This is a genomic window from Muricomes intestini (assembly GCF_004346165.1).
In the GTDB taxonomy this organism is placed as follows: Bacteria; Bacillota; Clostridia; order Lachnospirales; family Lachnospiraceae; genus Muricomes; species Muricomes intestini.
The window spans coordinates 23,920-41,151 of sequence record NZ_SLZZ01000007.1; the positions used below are offsets into that span (position 1 = coordinate 23,920).

15 protein-coding genes are annotated in these 17,232 nt (G+C 43.6%); 2 read left to right on the top strand and 13 right to left on the bottom strand.

Going from position 1 to position 17,232, the window contains the following annotated elements:
* Positions 1–55: 55 nt before the first annotated feature.
* The 4 genes from EDD59_RS06430 to gpr form a co-directional block, all read right to left on the bottom strand.
* Complete coding sequence (locus EDD59_RS06430; protein ID WP_132380090.1) at positions 56–2,299, bottom strand: DNA gyrase/topoisomerase IV subunit A; 2,244 nt, start codon at positions 2,297–2,299, stop codon at positions 56–58.
* 63 nt (positions 2,300–2,362) lie between these two features.
* A complete protein-coding gene (locus EDD59_RS06435; protein ID WP_132380092.1) occupies positions 2,363–4,285 on the bottom strand; it encodes a DNA gyrase/topoisomerase IV subunit B in 1,923 nt (640 codons plus the stop codon).
* A 294-nt stretch (positions 4,286–4,579) separates the two neighbouring features.
* The gene (gene spoIIP / locus EDD59_RS06440) at positions 4,580–5,761 is read right to left on the bottom strand and encodes a stage II sporulation protein P (protein WP_132380095.1); all 1,182 of its coding nucleotides are present in this window, start codon (positions 5,759–5,761) and stop codon (positions 4,580–4,582) included.
* Between the two features lie 84 nt (positions 5,762–5,845).
* Positions 5,846–6,826: a GPR endopeptidase gene (gene gpr / locus EDD59_RS06445; RefSeq protein WP_132380357.1), complete on the bottom strand. Its 981-nt coding sequence runs from the start codon at positions 6,824–6,826 to the stop codon at positions 5,846–5,848.
* Positions 6,827–7,242: 416 nt separating this feature from the next.
* On the opposite strand from gpr, the gene rpsT reads away from it, so the two are divergent.
* A complete protein-coding gene (rpsT, locus tag EDD59_RS06450; protein ID WP_132380097.1) occupies positions 7,243–7,506 on the top strand; it encodes a 30S ribosomal protein S20 in 264 nt (87 codons plus the stop codon).
* Positions 7,507–7,689: 183 nt separating this feature from the next.
* On the opposite strand, the gene ilvC is transcribed toward rpsT, so the two are convergent.
* From ilvC to EDD59_RS06475, 5 genes are all read right to left on the bottom strand, one after another.
* Entirely contained in the window at positions 7,690–8,709 is a 1,020-nt protein-coding gene (gene ilvC / locus EDD59_RS06455; protein WP_132380100.1) for a ketol-acid reductoisomerase, read from the bottom strand.
* Positions 8,710–8,896: 187 nt separating this feature from the next.
* Positions 8,897–9,397: an acetolactate synthase small subunit gene (ilvN, locus tag EDD59_RS06460; RefSeq protein WP_132380102.1), complete on the bottom strand. Its 501-nt coding sequence runs from the start codon at positions 9,395–9,397 to the stop codon at positions 8,897–8,899.
* Between the two features lie 186 nt (positions 9,398–9,583).
* Complete coding sequence (gene galE, locus EDD59_RS06465; protein ID WP_132380104.1) at positions 9,584–10,600, bottom strand: UDP-glucose 4-epimerase GalE; 1,017 nt, start codon at positions 10,598–10,600, stop codon at positions 9,584–9,586.
* Between the two features lie 63 nt (positions 10,601–10,663).
* Positions 10,664–11,584, bottom strand: a complete 921-nt coding sequence (locus tag EDD59_RS06470) for a sugar phosphate nucleotidyltransferase (RefSeq protein WP_132380106.1) — start codon at positions 11,582–11,584, stop codon at positions 10,664–10,666.
* A gap of 26 nt (positions 11,585–11,610) precedes the next feature.
* The gene (locus EDD59_RS06475) at positions 11,611–13,440 is read right to left on the bottom strand and encodes an ABC-F family ATP-binding cassette domain-containing protein (RefSeq protein ID WP_132380108.1); all 1,830 of its coding nucleotides are present in this window, start codon (positions 13,438–13,440) and stop codon (positions 11,611–11,613) included.
* Positions 13,441–13,676: 236 nt separating this feature from the next.
* Between EDD59_RS06475 and EDD59_RS06480 the strand changes: the two genes are divergently transcribed.
* Positions 13,677–14,480: an ATP-dependent RNA helicase gene (locus EDD59_RS06480; RefSeq protein WP_132380111.1), complete on the top strand. Its 804-nt coding sequence runs from the start codon at positions 13,677–13,679 to the stop codon at positions 14,478–14,480.
* Between the two features lie 130 nt (positions 14,481–14,610).
* Here EDD59_RS06480 and EDD59_RS06485 read toward each other — a convergent pair whose 3' ends face one another.
* The 4 genes from EDD59_RS06485 to EDD59_RS06500 form a co-directional block, all read right to left on the bottom strand.
* Positions 14,611–15,135, bottom strand: a complete 525-nt coding sequence (locus tag EDD59_RS06485) for a nitroreductase family protein (protein ID WP_132380113.1) — start codon at positions 15,133–15,135, stop codon at positions 14,611–14,613.
* Between the two features lie 38 nt (positions 15,136–15,173).
* Positions 15,174–15,602 carry an NUDIX hydrolase gene (locus EDD59_RS06490; RefSeq protein WP_132380116.1) on the bottom strand — a complete coding sequence of 143 codons (429 nt, stop codon included), beginning with the start codon at positions 15,600–15,602 and terminating at the stop codon, positions 15,174–15,176.
* Between the two features lie 31 nt (positions 15,603–15,633).
* The gene (locus tag EDD59_RS06495; RefSeq protein WP_330571963.1) at positions 15,634–16,041 is read right to left on the bottom strand and encodes a ClbS/DfsB family four-helix bundle protein; all 408 of its coding nucleotides are present in this window, start codon (positions 16,039–16,041) and stop codon (positions 15,634–15,636) included.
* A 134-nt stretch (positions 16,042–16,175) separates the two neighbouring features.
* A complete protein-coding gene (locus tag EDD59_RS06500) occupies positions 16,176–17,186 on the bottom strand; it encodes a GGGtGRT protein (protein WP_132380121.1) in 1,011 nt (336 codons plus the stop codon).
* Positions 17,187–17,232: the final 46 nt, after the last annotated feature.

The following is a 17,232-nucleotide window of genomic DNA, read 5'->3' on the forward strand; positions in this document are numbered from 1 at the left end:
GTGGTAAGTATAGCACCATTTGTTCAGAAAAGCAAGGAAAAACAATAAATTCCCCCTAATTCCGGTTCTTCGTGCCCATTGTGTCTCTGTGGGACTGCTTCAGCCGGTTCAAGGTCACTTCCTTTTGTCCATAAGGTACTTTCGTCTCCGTTCCCTCTTCAAAGAGATATATCTGTTCCAGTTCATCCTTCTTTTGCAGTTTAATTCCTCTCACTCCGACTGCACCCTTTTTCTTCTCCGGCACCTCTTCCGCCGGGAATCTCAGGAAATAGCCGCCTTTTGTTCTGAGCACCACATTCTGACTCTCTGTCACTACATCTACACTGATGAGCGCATCCTGCTCCTGAAGTTTCGTCGCAACCACGGTCCTTTTTGACACCTGGAATTCTGTACCTTCCACTCTCTTAAGCATTCCCTGCTTTGTAGCAAACAAAAGCTTTGCAAAACGCATCTGCTCCGCATCACAGATCATGATGATCTGCTCCTCACTGCTGGAATAGTTGCTGAGATTGTCAACAGGCGTCCCCTTGTCCCGGAATTTTCCGTAGGGAACATCCAGTACCTTTATCTGGTGCAGCTTCCCGGTATCTGTAAAAATACAGATTTTTCCGGTATTTATGCAGTGGACCACATACTTGTTCTCACTGTCAGCAGCCTCCCTGTTTCTGTCGTAGGTGCCCACATCGACAGTCTTCACATAGCCAAACCTGTCCATTAAAAATACAACTTCCTGCTCCTCAATTTTCTTTTCTTCGAATATAGCTTCTTCTGCGTTTTCAATCATTGTACGGCGCCTTCGCCCGTATTCCTTTTTATAAGCATCCAGCTCACCTATAATAATATCTGCCATAGAATCATAATTATTTAAGATATCTTCGTATCGGGCAATGTTTTTGAGCGTCTCTTCATGTTCTTTTTGCAAAGCCTCAATTTCCAGCCCGATCAGTTTATACAGGCGCATCTCAAGAATAGCCGTTGCCTGCCTTTCCGTAAACCTGAGCATAGCCGCCATTTTTTTTGATATACCGGACTTAAACTTGATATTCTCTGTCACACCATTCACAAGACAAGCTCTTGCATCTTTCACCGATTTGCTTCCCCTAAGAATCTCTATAATCAAATCTATCACATCACAGGCCTTGATTAACCCTTCCTGTACTTCTTTTTTCTCCTGTTCTTTCTGAAGCAGTGTGGTATACTTTCTGGTCATCAGCTCAAACTGAAAGTCCACATGGTGCTCAATAATTGATTTCAGACCAAGTATTTCCGGCCTTCCATCGGCCACTGCAAGCATATTTACACCGAAGGTATCCTCCAGACGGGTCTTTTTGAAGAGCATATTCTTCAGATTTTCTACATCCGCCCCTCTTTTCAACTCCAGTACGATACGAATACCTTCCTTGGAGGACTGATTTGAAATGTCCACGATATCCCCGGTCTTCTTAGACTCTACAAGATTGTATACATCATTCAAGAACTTTCCAATACCGCTTCCTATCATAGTGTAAGGAATTTCTGTAATCACCAGCTGCTGTTTACCGCCTTTTAATTCTTCAGTCTCCACTTTTCCGCGAATCTTGATTTTTCCCTGTCCGGTCTCATAAATGTTTAAAAGCTCATCCTTGTTGACCACAATGCCGCCTGTAGGAAAATCCGGACCCTTGATATACTTCATCAGCTGTTTTGTACTGATTTCGTCGTTTTTCATATAAGCCTTCACAGCATCAATGACTTCCCCAAGATTATGAGTCGGAATGCTGGTTGCCATACCTACGGCAATTCCTTCTGCACCGTTTACGAGGAGATTTGGCACACGCACTGGCAGGACAAGAGGTTCTTTTTCTGTCTCATCAAAGTTTGCTCCAAAATCTACAATGTTCTTATCAAGGTCTCCCAGATATGCTTCCTGTGTGAATTTTGTGAGTCTGGCTTCTGTATATCGCATAGCCGCCGCACCGTCACCCTCAATGGAGCCAAAATTGCCGTGACCGTCTACAAGAATCATTCCCTTTTTAAATTCCTGGGCCATTACGACCAGAGCTTCATATATGGAGCTATCACCATGAGGATGATATTTACCCATAGTATCTCCCACAATACGTGCACATTTTCTGTATGGCCTGTCATACCGGATTCCAAGCTCATACATATCATACAAGGTCCTGCGCTGTACCGGTTTCAGACCATCTCTCACATCAGGCAGAGCTCTGGCTATAATAACACTCATGGCATAGTCAATATAAGACTTCTTCATAATTTCAGAATATTCTGTTCTGATTATCTGTGATTCACTGCTCATTTTCATTTCTCCTTTCAAGGCCGAATGGCCATACAGGTATACCCAAGGGTATCTCTCCTTGCTTTAGATATCCAATTCGGCCTCTGTGGCGTTTTCATATATGAAGGAACGCCGTGGGGGCACCTCTGTCCCCATCAGCATCTCGGTCACACCCGATGCCATACGCGCATCCTCAATTTCCACCAGTGTCAGCAGTCTCGTTTCCGGGTTCAGAGTGGTTTCCCAAAGCTGCTGGGCATCCATTTCCCCCAGACCCTTATACCTCTGCAGGGTAAAAGAGCCTTCATGTGTCCTCCTGTATTTCTCCAGAGCCTTGTCGTCATAAAGATATTCTTCTTCGCCCTTTTTAGGCATTACTTTATATAAAGGCGGCATTGCAATATACACATGCCCCTCATAAATCAGTTCCGGCATAAACCGGTAAAATAGAGTTAACAGAAGAGTGGAAATATGGGCACCGTCCACATCTGCATCTGCCATAATGATAATCTTATCATACCGCAGCTTACTGATATCAAAATCATTGCCATACCCTTCCGAAAACCCACAGCCAAAGGCATTTATCATCGTCTTAATTTCGGCATTGGCCAGTACCTTGTCAATGCTGGCTTTCTCTACATTTAAGATTTTTCCCCGAATAGGCAGGATTGCCTGATAGTTTCTATCTCTTGCGGTCTTTGCCGAGCCTCCTGCAGAGTCCCCTTCCACAATAAATATCTCGCACTTCTTCGCGTCCCTGCTCTCACAGTTTGCCAACTTCCCGTTGCTGTCAAAAGAATATTTTTGCTTCGTCAGAAGATTGGTCTTCGCCTTTTCCTCTGTCTTCCGAATTTTTGCAGCCTTTTCCGCACAGGAAAGCACCTTTTTCAAGACCTCCAGATTGCGGTCAAAATAAAGGGTAATCTCATCTCCCGTTACTTTGCCGGTAGCCCTTGCAGCATCAGGGTTGTCCAGCTTTGTCTTCGTCTGACCCTCAAACCGGGGATCCGGATGCTTGATGGAAACAATAGCTGTCATGCCATTGCGGATATCCGCACCTGTGAAGTTGGCGTCCTTCTCCTTTAAGATTCCCAACTCCTTTGCATATTGATTCATGGCTGTTGTAAACGTAGTCTTAAAGCCGGTTAGATGTGTTCCTCCCTCGGCATTGTAAATGTTGTTGCAGAAGCCCAGCACATTTTCATGAAATTCATTGATGTACTGAAATACAATCTCCACATCAATGCCCTCTGATGTTCCCCTAAAATAAACAGGTTCATGGATCACTTCCTTTTTCTGATTCATGTCTTTGATAAATCCTATGATTCCGTCAGGCTCATGATATACAACGTGTTCCGGGGACTCAGCTCTTTTGTCATCAAAGATAATGGTAAGCTCCGGATTTAGATATGCAGTCTCATGAAGGCGGCTTTTTACTTCCTCTGCCCGGAATTTTGTTTTTTCAAAAATCGTGTTATCTGGCAGGAAGTTTATCTTAGTTCCTGTTTTTCTTGTCTTACCGATCACCGGCAGAAGCCCGTTTTCCAATTCGATGACCGGCACTCCCCTCTCGTATCTGTCGTGATGGACAGCCCCCTCTTTGCTGACCTGCACATCCATATAACTTGAGAGTGCGTTTACTACGGATGAGCCTACTCCATGAAGACCACCACTTGTCTTATATGCTGAATCGTCAAATTTACCTCCTGCATGCAGTGTGGTGTATACAATACGTTCTGCAGACACACCCTTTTTATGCATGCCCACAGGGACACCCCGGCCATTATCCTCTACAGTGGCCGAGCCGTCCCTTTCCAGGGTGACATGAATCTCCGTACAGCAGCCTGCAAGGTGCTCATCCACCGCATTATCCATTATTTCATAAATCAGATGATTAAGGCCCTTCGTTGAAACGCTTCCTATATACATGCCCGGTCTCTTTCTGACCGCTTCCAGGCCTTCCAGTACAACAATACTGTCCGCATCATAAGTATTTTTATTTTCCATATATTTCTCCTTAACCACACAGATATTTCTCGAGCCAAATACCCCGCAGCAAGCTGACGGGGCATCAAACTTGCAGCGCAGCAAGCTGCGGGGTATTTGACCCTCGCGGCAGTCGCCAAATGGAAATGCAAGCATTTCCACTTGGCTCGTTGCTCGCGGGAATAAAAGTCTTTGTTCATATTATCACAAACTTTTATTTTTTTCAAACATGTACTTGTTCAGCCATGTTGGCAGGAGAAATTTTGCTTTCGTATGCATATGCTGCCAAAAATTCATATAGCTGAACTTCTGCCTCTATTCTGTCACTACATTAGAAAGTACATCCGCAAGAACTTCCATAGCATTCATCATTTCTCCCACCGTGTTTGTCTGGGCGCCGGCCTCAATCAGCAGTGACTTTGGCAACAGGTGCAGGTTATATCTGTATCCGGCAAGGTAAATGCGCCGTGCAAATCCCGGATATTTATTCTCAGATGCCAACTCCATCTGCAGGGAAAATGCAAGATTATCCTGTATATATGGATTGTTCAGGTATGCAATATCCCCATTCATCCTGGTTCGGCTTAACCCGTTAAAGTACATAATCCGCGCCGTAGGTTTTCCATTTACCTCTGTCACCAGATGGGTGTCCTGATTTACACCATCCCTGTGTAAATCTATGGCCACTTCTATTGTAGGATTGGCATCCAGCACCGGACGGACAGAGGCCTCTGCATTTTCATATGCATTGCTTCTATCCAGTTGCCCATTGATAATATCATAAACTCCAGTATCATGGATAGTCTCAATTCCCTTTTGGTTCAATAGTTGTGTCAGATACTCTCCTACCCCAACAATACTGGTACTTGCATCCCCAGGTACAGAATCCACAAATGTTTCCTGGGAGTGGGAATGAAAAATAAGGACTTTGGCTCCTTTAGTGCTTTTATCAATTTTCATATTTCTCCCAAGGAGGTCATCTACATTCAACTGCTCCGGCCCGATCATCGTTGTACTGTCCACCGTGTAAAAATTAGTGAGAAGATAATTAAAATCTCTCAGTTTTTCAATAGACATGTCAATGGAGGATTGCCCCTGGGGTATGACTGGCTCCTCCTGTACCGGTGTACTTTCTCCCACTAGATTTCCATTCTCATCGACCATATTCTCATCATTTGCCTGAGCCGCCAATATCTTTGCAATAGTTTCTTCATCTTCCATTACAGATTCATATGGCTCTTTTTGCTCCACATACTTCACCAGGGGAAGCCAGGAATAAGCTCTTTCCTTTATCCACTCTGCCGCCGTAGGCTTTGGACCTTCTTTCATATAGGCCAGGCCTGGCATGTACATTTCTTCCGTATATTTTTGGAGAGTCTCCCTGCTCTCATACTTCCATTCTCCCACCATACTTTTTCCGATTATGTATATAACACCAATGCATGCCAGAATTCCAAGAACAGATACCGCCATGCGGGGAAAATCCGATTGTTTCATACAACGCCTTCTTTCAAAAAGAACATGTTCAGGGGCATAAAAGTGCCCCTGCTCTTCTCCATTTATATGATTCTTGTCTGTCCTTTATGCCTGCTTGGCGTTGGTGAACAACATGTTCATCCCTTCGGAAATAGTATAGCTGATCTGCTTCACCATTTCATCCACATCTTTCGGGGTCATAAACATTCCATTTAAATGAGGGGAAATTAGCTCCTTGACCAACTCATATTTTTCTGCTGCATTATACGTGCGCAGAACATCCCCCACCCCTTTGAGCATGTCTGAGGTTTCTAGTGCCTGAATCAGATTTTCCATCGTATCATTTACAATAGTTGCCGCATCCACCACGGTAGGCACACCGATTGCTATGACCGGGATTCCAAGAGATTCTTTCGTAAGCCCATTTCTGTGATTGCCGACCCCTGAGCCCGGATTAATCCCTGTGTCAGCTATCTGTACAGTCCTGTTCAGTCTTCTGCTGTTTCTGGCAGCCAGTGCATCAACAGCAATTACAATGTCAGGCTTTGTCTCTTCAATCACTCCTTTGACAATCTCTACGGTCTCCATTCCCGTCTGTCCCATAACACCGGGCACAATAGCGCTCACCATATTTGCATGCTCCATTCCCATGGCATATTTTCCATATTCCTTTACAATATGCCTCGTCACACAAAGATTGTCAACAACAAAAGGCCCCAGTGCATCCGGTGTAACTTGCCTGTTTCCCAGTCCTACAATCAGCACCGACAAATCATCCTTTTCCTGTATTCCCTTTGCTTCAATTAATTCACGGATGAAACCAGACAGCTTCTCAGATATCTCCCTGTGATATCCTTCATCTGGGACAGCCAGATTTGGAGCTTCCAAAGTAAGATAAGTTCCCACAGGCTTCCCCATGACTTTTGCTCCGTTTTCTGTTTCAATACGCACTCTGGAAATACGGATTTCCTTTTCTTCATCGTACTCTTCCTCCAGAACAACACCCTGCACTTCCACATTATCCGCTTCAAACCGTTCCTTTTCCTCCAGAGCCAAATCTGTCCTAATACTATACTTTTCCAACATCTCCAGTCCTCGCTTTTCCTTTATAAACATTTGTGTAACAGTTCAGCCATACGAATTTTCAACAGTGTAAGCAGGAGAGAGTTTACTTTCGTATGCATATGCTATGATACCAGGGTCAAAAGGTCATGCGTTTCATGCTTGCATGAAAAAGCATGACCTTTTGACCCCTACATCATGCTATTGAAAATTCATATGGTGCTCTGCCACAGCGAAATAAAACACAGTGAAATTAAGCTGATGGCTGAACTGTTACACATCTATGACTAGTTTTCGCAATATTTTGTGAAATATGTATTGACAACCATTGTTCCTTATCATAAAATGAAGAAGTATGTTCCGTTGATGCGTCCGTGTCCGACTTCGACGGGATTATAAACTTACGATTTTAAAATTTCACATATTTGGAGGTGTACAGATTGGCTAACATTAAATCTGCTAAGAAAAGAATTTTGGTAAATGAATCAAAGGCTGCAAGGAACAAAGCAATCAAGTCCAGAGTTAAAACTTCTGTAAAGAAAGTGGAAGCTGCAGTGGCACAAAGTGATGCAGAGACAGCAAAGACAGCATTAAAAAGTGCTATTAAAGAGATTTCGGCAGCAGGAAGCAAGGGTGTTTATCACAAGAACACAGTTGCAAGAAAGATTTCCCGTTTATCAAAAGCAGTAAACGGACTTGCTTAATATATAGAGATTAAAAGGCATCCTCTTCCGTCAGGCGGATGCCTTTTTTATTTTCCTTTACAAATACCGCCTTTATAAAAGGGAATAAAGATAAAACATTAAAGAGACGGAAGAGGGCTGCCGGATTTGTGCTTCAATCACGAACCCGGCAGCTCTCTGATTATAATTCTGTAGTTCTTAAGCTTAATTGTTAATCAACTTATCCTCATCACTCCAGCTGTAAAGCTTTCTTACTTCCTCTCCAATCTTCTCTGCCGGATGCTCCGCTGCACGTTTTCTCATTGCTCTGAAGTGAGCCTGGCCGCCTGCATCAGACATATCAAGCAGGAAGTCTTTTGCAAAGGAACCGTCTTGGATATTCTTCAGGATATCTTTCATTGTTTTCTTTGTATCTTCTGTAATAATCTTAGATCCTGTAATATAATCCCCATATTCTGCCGTGTTGGAAATCGAATATCTCATTCCTGAGAACCCAGACTGATAAATCAGGTCTACAATCAGCTTCATCTCATGGATGCACTCAAAGTATGCATTTCTCGGATCATACCCTGCTTCCACCAGTGTCTCAAAGCCTGCCTGCATCAATGCGCAGACACCTCCGCAAAGTACAGCCTGCTCACCAAAGAGGTCTGTCTCTGTCTCTGTTCTGAATGTAGTCTCCAGAACACCTGCCCTTGCTCCGCCGATTCCAAGTGAATATGCCAGTGCACGGTCCAGTGCTTTTCCGGATGCATCCTGCTCGACAGCTACCAAACATGGAACACCCTTTCCCGCCTGATACTCACTTCTTACTGTATGTCCGGGGCCTTTTGGTGCAATCATTGTAACATCTACGTAGGAAGGCGGTACAATCTGTCCGAAATGAATAGCAAATCCATGTGCGAACATAAGCATGTTGCCTTCTTCCAGGTTGGGTTCAATGTCTTTCTTGTACATTGCAGCCTGTTTCTCATCGTTGATCAAAATCATGATAATGTCTGCCTTTTTTGCTGCTTCTGCTGCCGTAAATACTTCGAATCCCTGAGACTCTGCCTTCGCCCATGATTTACTGCCTTCATACAGACCGATAATTACATTGCAGCCTGATTCTTTCAGATTTAGTGCATGAGCATGCCCCTGGCTTCCGTAACCAATAACCGCGATTGTCTTGCCTTCCAATACAGAGAGGTTACAATCTTCCTGATAATAAATTTTTGCTGCCATCTTGTCATTCCTCCTAATCCGTATTCATTGAACTGCTTTTATCCAATGATACATTAAATAATATATGATGTAGGGGCCAAAAGGTATTTTGCCCCCTGATACCTACGGATTGCTCCGCACTTTGCGCTCCCGCAATCCTAAAAACATTCGAAATTCGCCCTCTAGCTTTCCGATATAATACCTCCTTTTAGTCGATAAAAGTGACATCCTTGCTTCCTCTTGCCAGCCCTGTGATTCCTGTTCTTGCCAGTTCCAGTATCTCGTAGCCGTCCAGAAGATTCAAAAATGCATCCAATTTGGACTGATTGCCGGTGAGTTCTGCTGTCATGGATTCCTTTTCCACATCCACAATCTTTGCTCTGAATATATCGGCAATGGAGATCACTTCCGCACGCTCTGCAGCATTGGCACGAATCTTTACCATAATCAGCTCTCTGCAGACAGACTCTCCTTCCTTCAGTAGTTTGATTTCAACCACATCCTCCAGTTTTCGAACCTGCTTCTCAATCTGGGATAGAATCAGTTCATCTCCCGTAGCCACAACTGTAATTCTGGTAAATCTGGGATCTGCTGTCATTCCTGCAGTAATACTGTCAATACTGTACCCTCTTCTGCTGAAAAGACCTGCAATCCTGCTCAATACACCCGGATTGTTGTCGACCAGCAATGAATAAACCTGTCTTCTCATATGCTTCCCCACTTTCTTTATCCGACATAAGAACTTAAAAACAGAGTGCGTTCTGTTTTTTAATAATACCAAGTCACTGCCTTTTTGTCAAGCAATTTTTCTATAGCAATAAATAAAAAGACCACATACATATGAAAACATCCGTTCTCCCGTACATGGTCTTAAAATCTCTTTTATAAATAATAATTAGCTGCGGTACCCGTCCGGGTTCATGGACTGCCACTTCCAGGAATCGGCACACATCTTCTCAAGCCCTCTCTCGGCTGTCCAGCCCAGTTCTTCCTTTGCTTTGGAGGCATCACAGTAGCAGGTGGCAATATCTCCCGCACGGCGCGGCTTCACCTCATAAGGTATCCTTTTTTGGCAGGCCTTCTCATATGCTTTTACAACATCCAACACACTGTATCCCACTCCGGTTCCCAGATTGTATACATGTACACCTTTATTTGTCTTCATTTTCTCAATAGCCTTAACATGTCCCACAGCCAGATCCACAACATGGATATAATCTCTTACCCCCGTACCGTCGGGCGTATCATAATCATCTCCAAAAACACCGAGACGGTCCAGTTTTCCCACTGCCACCTGTGCAATATAAGGAACAAGATTATTCGGAATTCCCTTAGGGTCCTCCCCGATCAGCCCAGATTCATGTGCACCGATGGGATTGAAATACCTGAGGAGCATAATATTCCATTTTGGATCTCCCGTGTGGAGGTCTGTTAAAATCTGCTCCAGCATCCCCTTGGTTCTTCCATAAGGATTGGTAATTTCCCCCTTCGGGCATTTCTCTGTAATCGGTATTTCTGCTGGATCTCCGTAAACGGTTGCAGAAGAACTGAATATCATACTCTTACACCCGTGTTTGCGCATTACATCGCAGAGAACCAGCGTTCCGGCAATATTATTATAATAATATTCCCAGGGCTTTGTCACAGATTCCCCTACAGCCTTAAGCCCTGCAAAATTAATTACCGCCTCAATATTTTCCTGTTCAAAAATAGGCTCCAGCTCTTCCCTGTTCAGAATATCTCCCTTATAAAACTTCACTGGTTTTCCTGTAATCTGCTCCACTCTCTCCAGAGCCTTCTCGCTGGAATTATACAGATTGTCAATTACAACTGTATCATACCCTCTCTTCAAAAGTTCCACACATGTGTGACTGCCTATATAACCGGCTCCGCCTGCTACTAAAATTGCCATAACCTTTGTCTCCTCCTTTTTAACCCCTACATCATCTTATATGTGTCTGTCAGTTGTTCGAATCTATTTCCATAAATGCATGGGGTAGACACCCTGCTCCTTCATTTTTGCAACAGCCTCCACCACACTTTGTTTATCCTCTTTATATGTAATACCATACCATTTGTCCTCGGACTGCAGTATCTTTACAGATGCTTTCCTCTCCCGGATCAACTCTCCTACTACCGTCGGAAGGAAGTACTCACAACTTAAAGGGGCTTTCTTCAAGTTATTTTCCAAAAATACAGAGAAACGCTCCTCCAGCTCTTTTAACATACTTTCAGTAAAACCAAACATATTCATAGAAACAATGCCATTCTCATCAATGTCGGTCCAGGTCTTCCCCTCATCCTCTGTATATGCAGCCCCTTCTCTGGTTTTCTCAATATGTGTTCTCTCCGTAATTCCGGTCAGATATCCTTTTTCATCTGTCTCACACACGCCCCTTGACACATAGCCGTTCTCCGTAAGCGTATTCACCAGCCGGTAGCCCACCATAGCATACCGATATTTGTCATCGTCCTCAAACACAGATAGGTACTGATAAATGGACTGCAGTGCCGAAACTCCATAATAGTCATCCGCATTAATCACGACAAAAGGCCCGTCCACCACATCTTTACAGCATAAAACGGCATGTCCGGTTCCAAAAGGTTTTATGCGGCCGGCAGGAACCTGAAAGCCCCGGGGCAGATTGTCCAGCTTTTGACAAACATAATCCACCTCCATAAACTGGCTGATTCTGTCCCCGATGCTTTTACTGAATTCTTCCGCATTTTCCTCTTTTATTACAAAAATAACTTTTTCAAATCCGGCCCTTCTGGCATCATATATAGAAAAATCCATAATAATATGACCTTCTTCATCCACCGGGTCAATCTGCTTTAAACCGCCGTAACGACTCCCCATCCCGGCAGCCATAATTACAAGTACAGGTCTTTTCATCTTTCTTTGTCTCCTTTTTAAGTTCTTTATACATCTGCCTTCTGCGCTTCTATCTTTTCAGCCAGATCACTCAGATAAACCCACCGATCCATTTTCTCATTGAGAGTTTTTTCCTTCTGCTGCTTTTTTTCTATCAGTTCAGATAGTTTGGCGGAATTTGTTGCATTAGACATAATATCTTCTTCCAGACCTGCAATCTGGCCTTCCAAAGTCTCTATATCCCCATCTATTGTTTCATATTCTCTTTGTTCTTTATACGAAAACTTTATTTTCGCAGTGTGATTTTGCTTCCACTTTTTCCCCTGACTTTCTTTTGACGAAATATCCTTTTCCTCTAGCTGCTTCTCTTTTGCATTTAATGCCGGCAGGGACAGTATCCTTTCCTTCGCTTCCAGATAATCTGTATAACCGCCTTCATACTGCTGGAGATGTCCATTTCCGTCAAATTCAAAAATCCTATCCGCCACATTGTCCAGAAAATATCTGTCATGGGACACGGTGACAACAATTCCTGGAAAAGAAATCAGATAATCTTCCAAAATCGTCATAGTTGGGATGTCGATATCATTGCTCACCTCATCCAAAACAAGGAAGTTAGGCGCTGACTGAAGAATACTGAGGAGATAGAGTCTTTTCTTCTCGCCTCCTGAAAGCTTACTGACGGGAGCATACTGCATGTCCGGGGTAAAAAGAAAGCGTTCAAGCATCTGGGATGCTGTAATTTTGCCTTCTTTTGTAGAAACATATTCTGCAATGTCCTTTACATAGTCAATCACCCTTTGTTCGGTATCCATATCAGGAACTTCCTGGGCAAAATACCCCATTTGAATAGTCTCCCCGATATCCACCTGTCCCTTATCCGGCTCTTCCAGGCCTGCCATAATCTTCAGCAGGGTAGATTTTCCGCAGCCGTTAGCTCCGATGATTCCAAGCCTCTGGTTTTTCAAGAAAATATAGCTGAAATCCTCTATCAGTTTCCTGTCCCCGTAACTCTTGCTGATATGGTGCAGCTCTACTGTCTTCTTTCCCATTCTGGTCCCAACAGACTCCAGCTCCACCAACTGTTCTTCCGCCGGCCCCGCACTGTTTTTTAAGGCCTCCAGTCTTTCCAGCCTTGCTTTTTGTTTTGTACTCCGGGCACGGCATCCGCGCTTGGCCCATTCCAGTTCCATGCGCAGCACACTCTGACGTTTCCGCTCCGAAGCCACTTCCATTTCCTCCCGCTGCGCCTTCATCTCCATAAAGTCGGAGTAATTTGCTTCGTAACTGTACAACTGTCCGTGGCTGATTTCCAGAATCTTGTTCGTGACCTTATCTAGAAAATATCTGTCATGTGTCACCATGATTATAACACCCCGAAAACGCTGCAGATAATCCTCCAGCCATACAATCATCTCCGTATCCAGGTGGTTTGTGGGCTCATCCAGAAGCAGAACGTCAGAGGGGGCTGCCAACACCTTTGCAAGGGCAACTCTCTTTTGCTGCCCGCCGGAAAGGTGTGCAATCGGCTCATCATAGTCTGTGATGTTCAGTCTGGTAAGTGCGCTTTTTGCTTCACTTTTCGCAGTCCAGCCGGACTCCGGTATCCCTTCCAGAACATAGGATAACACAGTGGCACCTTCAGGAAAATCTGGATTCTGAGTAAGGTATGCAATCCGCAGGCCATTCTGCTTTACAATCTGCCCGCTGTCTGCTTCCTCCAGACCTGCTATAATCTTCAGCATTGTAGTCTTCCCGGTTCCGTTGATGCCAATGACACCAATCTTATCTCCTTCCTGGATTCCACATGACACATCATCAAAAATAACCTTTTCTCCGTATATTTTGCTGATATGCTCTATATTTAACACATTCATATACCGCTCCTTCATTTTGTTTCATCTTGTCTATCATAATGGATTTCAGACAAAACGTCAATTCCGGTGTGCTAGATTGTCCGCTGTTCTTCCGGCATTACAACTTTTTTATTTTGCCACCTTTCTAAAAAAAACAGGATATTTCTTAGAACTTTATGAATTTTCGATGTCAACCCTTGAGTATCTATAGAAAAAGTTATACAATGACATGCAGCAAAGACAAGAGGAGGAGTTCGATGCCAGATACAAATAACACTACACCCTTTGATGATGATTTTGAGGTGACTTATGAAGAAGAAGTCCCTTTTACATATAGTTTTGATACGAAACCTGCGGCAAAAGACCTGTCGGACGAGACCGTTGTCATGAACACTCCGCCGAAAAGCCGTGTAGATGACTGTGACTTACATGATTATGATGCGGATATCTATAATGCAGATGACGAATATGATTGGGATGATGATTACAGCAATTCCTCACGGGCAGGAGGCCGCCGCAGAAAATCTGCGTCCCGTATACCTAATTTTCTTTCTCCGGCAAAGAAAACTGCCAGATATGGGACTAAATCTATTTACCGCGCCGCACGCTCTGTTATAAGAATTGTGTCATTCCTTATTACGGCAGGAACACTGTATGTCCTTGCACTTAACTTTTGGCGCGGTTCGGCTCCCTACGGTGACCCTCTGACCATTCTGGAAGGGGAAAATTATACACTGGCCGGCTACGCTGCCGTTGCCGCTGTTTTCCTTATTTTTGAATTTATTTCGCTGCTGTGGTCTTTGACCAAGGTGAAGGTCCGGGACGGCAGAAAAATATATAAAGCAGATACCGGAAGAGGTTTGTTTTCCTTTGTCTTTTTGTATGTGGCATCTTATATTTCTTTTTTGCTCTGCTCTTTCTTGCCGGAAGCATTTGATTCCTTTGAAGTTTTAAATGGAATCCGAGGCGGACTGGATGTATTTGGCTCCATGCATAACACATTGCTTGGTCTTTGTATCGCAGGTGTTGTTTTCTGCATTGCGAGAAAACATATGGATTAGTATTAAAAGCCGCTAGTTCATCAATTTTGTGAAGCATACTCCAAAAACTCTCTATGATGTTCAGTTGGAATAGTCAATGATAAGTTCACCTTCCTTCAACTCTGATATAAGATATTTATGTTCAAGATAGTTAAAACTTCTCGTAATGCACTTTGCCAATCTCTGTATCCCCTAATTTATGAGCCGCCGGATGTTCTTTTAATATGCCCACTGATAATATCGCTTCCAATACATATTTATCTGGAGCAGAGAGGATTTCCCGGCAGACCTCCTCCGTCGTCCTTCCATCTTCGGCTTTTCGGCATCTTCCCTGAATCCAGCAGCTGCCCAGGCCCAAGCTGTCAGCCATAAGATGCATATTGCTCATTGCAATAGAACAATCCTCAGTCCAGACATCTGTTTTCTCTGGATCAGCAAATACTAAAATTGCGCATCCGGCATTTTCAAGCATCCTGGCAGCACCCTCGCGGCAATGGGAAAGCTTCATCAAAGTTTCTTTCTCTTGTACCACCACGAATTCCCATGGCTTCAGGTTTCTTCCTGACGGAGACAGCAGCCCGGCCTGTAAAATTTTCTCCAGTTTTTCCACGGAAATTTTCTCCCCTGTATACTGCCTGACGCTTCTTCGGTTTAATAATACATTTAACAATTTTATACACCTTCTTTCAATATATTACTGTAAGCCCAGATTTTTCAAACTTCTTTGATAGCCTTCTCAAGTAACTTAGGTTGGATTTCAGGATAAGTCCAGTTGTCCGGAAGGGTATCCAATAAAAATACTTCCTCTATTTCTCTATACAATTCTTGCGAAAATCTCTTTATATCCGCATAATATAGCATCCCAAAGGTTTCCTCGCCTGTTTCATTAACTCTGTTTTTCCCGGTAACTGAATAAGCGCAAATTGGCTTTATACTATACTCCAATGCTCCGGTTTCTTCATAAAGCTCTCGCTTAGCAGTATCAAAAATAGTTTCACCCTTCTCCCTGTGTCCGCCCGGGCACTCATATGTAGTTCTTTCCTTATGCTTGCAGAAAACCCACTTACCCTCACTTTGAGCAGCAATCACCGCAAATTTTATTTTATCGTCTGCAATCTGATTATAAAATTTAACATCCAGCATCTTTTACCCTATCTGCCGTATTCAGCTTTTTTCATTTTCGTATTTTTGTCTGGAAAGTTTTGAATGGTGCAACAGTATTTATATGAATCCATTTCCATATTGGCCAATTAGCTGGCGTTGACGATGCCCATTTTCTTCCTCCCGGCTGAAATAACTCAATGTCTGTATAGTCGTCAATCAATCGGAGAATTTCCTGTACCGTGTCTGCAAACATAGCAGATAGCTCCGCCAAAGTGCATGCCTCATACTGAGCATAAAAGCTCTTATATAAGCCACCAAGGTTATTCCATTTATAGTTTGGGGCAGGAGTTATAACAGTGTCATCTTGTCTTTCTTGATTTTCCCAGCTAAGAATCAATTGCATCCAGCCTAATTGATAAGCAATCATTTGAGCCGGTAATCTATCCACTCCTTCAATCAGCTTGTCCTTATGTTCAATAAGGTATACTTATTCTGAATTTTTATCGAAATCAAAGAGGTGGGAACAATATAAAATATAGGCAGAAGCAGCTCGCATTCTCATGCTTCAACCGTTCCTGCCTATTTAGAAAAACGCTAGAATATTTTTATTTCTTAGAACTTTCCAGCCTTTGCTGCTTCCTCAACGGATACAGCTACAGCCACCGTCATTCCGACCATCGGGTTGTTTCCTGCCCCGATCAGTCCCATCATCTCTACATGAGCCGGTACAGAGGATGATCCTGCAAACTGTGCGTCAGAATGCATACGTCCCATTGTATCTGTCATACCGTAGGAAGCCGGGCCTGCTGCCATGTTGTCCGGGTGAAGTGTACGTCCTGTACCGCCGCCGGATGCTACGGAGAAATACTTTTTGTCCTGCTCGATACATTCTTTCTTATATGTGCCTGCCACCGGATGCTGGAAACGAGTTGGATTTGTAGAGTTCCCTGTAATGGATACGTCTACGCCTTCTTTATGCATGATTGCAACACCTTCACGCACATCATTTGCACCGTAGCAGTTTACTTTTGCACGGAGTCCTTCAGAGTAAGCAATCCTCTGTACTTCTTTCAGTTCTCCTGTGTAGTAGTCATATTCTGTCTGTACATATGTAAATCCGTTAATTCTGGAGATGATTTTTGCAGCATCTTTTCCAAGACCATTCAAGATTACACGGAGAGGTTTTTTACGTACTTTGTTTGCTTTCTCGGCAATACCGATAGCGCCTTCTGCTGCTGCAAAGGACTCGTGTCCTGCCAAAAATGCGAAACAGTCTGTGTCTTCTTCCAGAAGCATCTTTCCTAAGTTCCCGTGTCCAAGCCCGACCTTGCGCTGATCAGCAACGGAGCCCGGGATACAAAATGACTGAAGTCCCTCACCGATTGCAGCTGCTGCCTCGGCCGCGGTTCTGCAGGATTTTTTAATTGCAATAGCTGCACCTACAATATATGCCCAACAGGCATTCTCAAAGCATATAGGCTGGATCCCCTTAACCTGGTTATATACATCAAGCCCGGCATCTTTCGTTATTTTTTCTGCCTCTTCGATAGAAGCAATGCCATAGCTGTTTAATACATCATTGATTTTATCAATTCTTCTTTCATATGATTCAAATAAAGCCATCTAATTGTCCTCCTGATTTATTCTGTGCTGCCTGTTATGTAATATC